Source organism: Kosmotoga sp. DU53, assembly GCF_001639905.1.
Taxonomy (GTDB): Bacteria; Thermotogota; Thermotogae; order Petrotogales; family Kosmotogaceae; genus Kosmotoga; species Kosmotoga olearia.
In genome coordinates this window covers 1-2,870 of record NZ_JGCK01000079.1, presented here as the reverse complement: position 1 = coordinate 2,870, position 2,870 = coordinate 1, and the positions used below count along the sequence as shown (strand labels likewise).

The following is a 2,870-nucleotide window of genomic DNA, read 5'->3' as shown; positions in this document are numbered from 1 at the left end:
GAATCGAGATCCGAGAGTCCGAGAAAAAACAAGACGCTTGCGAGGCTGTCAGCTGGTGGAGCGACGCTCACGAGGTTGAGGCTTGCAGACGCTGATAAAAAGCTGAGATCCGAGAGTCCGAGAAAAAACAGGACGCTCGCGAGGCTGTCAGCTGATGGAGCGACGCTCGAAGACTGAGGCTTGCAGACGCTGATGAAAAGCTGAGAATCCGAGAATCCGAGAGTCCGAGAAGGCGAGAAGGCGAAAGAACTGCTTCGCAGTTGATGTGCGCCTGCGGCGGAAAGCAGCTACGCTACTGAAGTGTTGGACTTCGTTTTTAAAGCTAGGAATCACTTCACTGTCGAAATAAGGGGTAAATATGTTGTTGATAAGAACAACTATATATACTCTTTAGTTCTTGTCCCAACACCATTGTTTAGGTTTCCAGATAAGATCTTCACTTGATTTGAGTAAAGGTACAAAGAAGGTTTTCAATTTTTTCATAAGTTCCAAGAAGCTAAGTTTGTTATCCAATCCGCTTCTAACCAGGAATGCTTCCCATTGTGTCTGTTTTTCTTTATTGGTTATGAACTCTGTTGAAAGAACGATATCTATGTCCTGGAATGTGGTGTTTCTATTCTCAAAAGTTTCGAGAATCGCTTTACGAAGGTTGCTCAAGTGGAACGAACTGTGAGAACAAAGATAGTAAATGTCGTAGAAGTCTTTCATTCTGCTTGTTTCATAATTCAGGCTTACGATTATTTGTAGTTTTTCTGCTAAAGCGGTTTCTTTTGAATAAACCATTATTAGAGGTTGAATCTGATCTATGAGTATCGGAAATCTGACTTCTACGGGCCCGTTGTGTATTCGATCTCCAAAACCTATGTCAAGTTGTAAATTGCCTTTCGTTTTTTCGATATTCCAGGGGATGATGACTCTCACTCCATTGTACTCTGCATTTTTTTAATTATGGAAATCTTTAAATTTTCTCCATTAAAAATGATTCCATCGTTGCAGGGTATTGAGGAGATTTGTTTGATTATCATCTCGATATTATCGGGCTCATTAGAAATAGCAGTTCCAAGAAAATCAATGTCTTTCGTGGGTCGGAGATCCGGTAATCCATAAGCCAAAAACATCATGGCACCTTTAAGAACAAGATTGCTCCGAAAATCAGAAACCGAAAGGCGATAGAGAAACCTTTCTTGGGCATATCGCTGCAATATTCTTGTGTAATCAACTTTATTGAATTTGGCAATCCTTAAGAGCCGATCTTTTACAGACGCGGCCATATTTCTTATTTCTTTGTTCATGTGTGCACCATACCCTTTATAAACGGTGACATGATTTTTTCCATTCTTGTGGCTTTCATGTATTTTCTGAGTCTTGCGGTATTTCCATTACTCCAGATAAGATAATTTTTCAGCGCTTCGATTGCCAGGTCTTCTCCTAACTTATTCCTGAACCTGAATATGTCACAAACAGTCTTTTCTCGGTTATAGATTCTTATTGGTCCAAATTCGGTGTTGATTGCTTCAATACCGAGGGAGTATGTGTTTTCTCTAAAGTGAAAGAATCTCACGGGCGGGTATTCTATTGTGTTTTTTTTATGATCATGCGGAATTGCAACATGGACTTCCCAGGGAGAGAAGGTTGTAAGATCATAGTAATCAAGAGCGGATAGTAGGCAAATTACTCCCTTAGGGATTGCATGACATACGTCGACAAGAGAGACTATTTTGTTGCCGGAGAGAGTAGATAGACGATAAAGCCCAGGTTTCACTTTTTCTATTGTTCCTTCTTCAAGGAGTTTTCTTATCTCTCTTGTGTGTATACCATTTGCTTTTAGGTCTTTCATTCTTGCGTAGCCATAGTGATTTTTGAAGAAATCGAGAATTTTACTCATAACCCACCACCTTGGATCTATATTACTACCATTATTATACACTGGTAGTTAAAAAGAACCAAATTTGAATATGCTGAGGCTATGCGTTGCTTCGTCGAAGCTGCTTTGCAGCGGCTATGCTGAGCTTCGCTCAGGCTATGCGTGACTGATAAAACGGTGCGAACCACTTCGTGGTTGTCTCGAACTCATTCTGAGTTGACTAGAACTGCTGCGCAGTTGTCCCGATCGACTTCGTCGATGATGCATTTTTTAAAAAAGAGAAGAAGTTAATTAATTCGCGTGCTTTAAATACTTTATGAGAGCTGATAATCTGTGTTCTAGAGTCTCACACATTTTGATTATCAAACGAAAGTCTTCTTGACTGAGATAACCGATTTTGTTTGATAGGATGCATTGGGTTTGGAGTTCATATAATGAGCCCTTGGCTATCTTGGCTATGTTGAGGAATCTTATGAAGTCTTTTGTTGTCCTTCTTCCTTTGCCTTCTGCGATGTTTGAGGGGATGGAGACTGCAGCTCTTCTCATCTGATCGGCGAGACTGTACATTTCGTGCTTCGGGAATTTGTCTGTTATTTCGTATACTTTGGCTGCCAGGTCCATTGAATGTTGCTAGACTTTAAGTTTTACGACGTCCAAGTTTTCACTCATTTTTTGGGTTTTGAGATTAGTATAACATTGTTGTTTTTATGAACGATGCGAACCGCAAGCGGTTGTTGCGAACTCTTGCAGAGTTGTCGCGAACTCCTTGGGAGTTGTTTCGAACCACTTCGTGGTTGACTCGAACTGCTTCGCAGTTGACATGTGCCTTTGGTGGAAAAAAACAAGAGCGGGTATAGGGTCTGGGGTTTAGGGTATAGAAAGAGCTTCGAGAACCGAGAATCGGGGTCCGAGAGGGCCGCTGTGCGGCTGGTGAGCACGCTAGGCGTGGGTAAGCTTGGCTGCGCCAAGGGTAAGCCCAGCTGCGCTGGGGGTGCGAACCGCTTCG

The 2,870-nt window shown here is 42.0% G+C and carries 4 protein-coding genes; all 4 read right to left on the bottom strand.

Annotated features, from left to right (window positions below):
* Positions 1 to 390 precede the first annotated feature (390 nt).
* Positions 391 to 921 carry a nucleotidyl transferase AbiEii/AbiGii toxin family protein gene (locus tag DU53_RS12050; protein ID WP_082853940.1) on the bottom strand — a complete coding sequence of 177 codons (531 nt, stop codon included), beginning with the start codon at positions 919 to 921 and terminating at the stop codon, positions 391 to 393.
* Positions 918 to 1,292 (bottom strand): nucleotidyl transferase AbiEii/AbiGii toxin family protein, encoded by a 375-nt coding sequence (locus DU53_RS13260; protein ID WP_082853939.1) that lies wholly within the window; start codon positions 1,290 to 1,292, stop codon positions 918 to 920. Before DU53_RS13260 ends, DU53_RS12050 begins: the two co-directional genes overlap by 4 nt.
* The gene (locus DU53_RS11510) at positions 1,289 to 1,885 is read right to left on the bottom strand and encodes a type IV toxin-antitoxin system AbiEi family antitoxin domain-containing protein (protein WP_082853938.1); all 597 of its coding nucleotides are present in this window, start codon (positions 1,883 to 1,885) and stop codon (positions 1,289 to 1,291) included. Before DU53_RS11510 ends, DU53_RS13260 begins: the two co-directional genes overlap by 4 nt.
* A gap of 270 nt (positions 1,886 to 2,155) precedes the next feature.
* Entirely contained in the window at positions 2,156 to 2,485 is a 330-nt protein-coding gene (locus DU53_RS11505) for a four helix bundle protein (protein ID WP_063728786.1), read from the bottom strand.
* Positions 2,486 to 2,870: the final 385 nt, after the last annotated feature.

Coding starts and splice junctions, on each gene's coding strand:
- DU53_RS13260 (WP_082853939.1), bottom strand. CDS start 1,292: ATGAACAAAGAAATAAGAAATATGGCCGCGTCTGTAAAAGATCGGCTC.
- DU53_RS11510 (WP_082853938.1), bottom strand. CDS start 1,885: ATGAGTAAAATTCTCGATTTCTTCAAAAATCACTATGGCTACGCAAGA.
- DU53_RS11505 (WP_063728786.1), bottom strand. CDS start 2,485: ATGGACCTGGCAGCCAAAGTATACGAAATAACAGACAAATTCCCGAAG.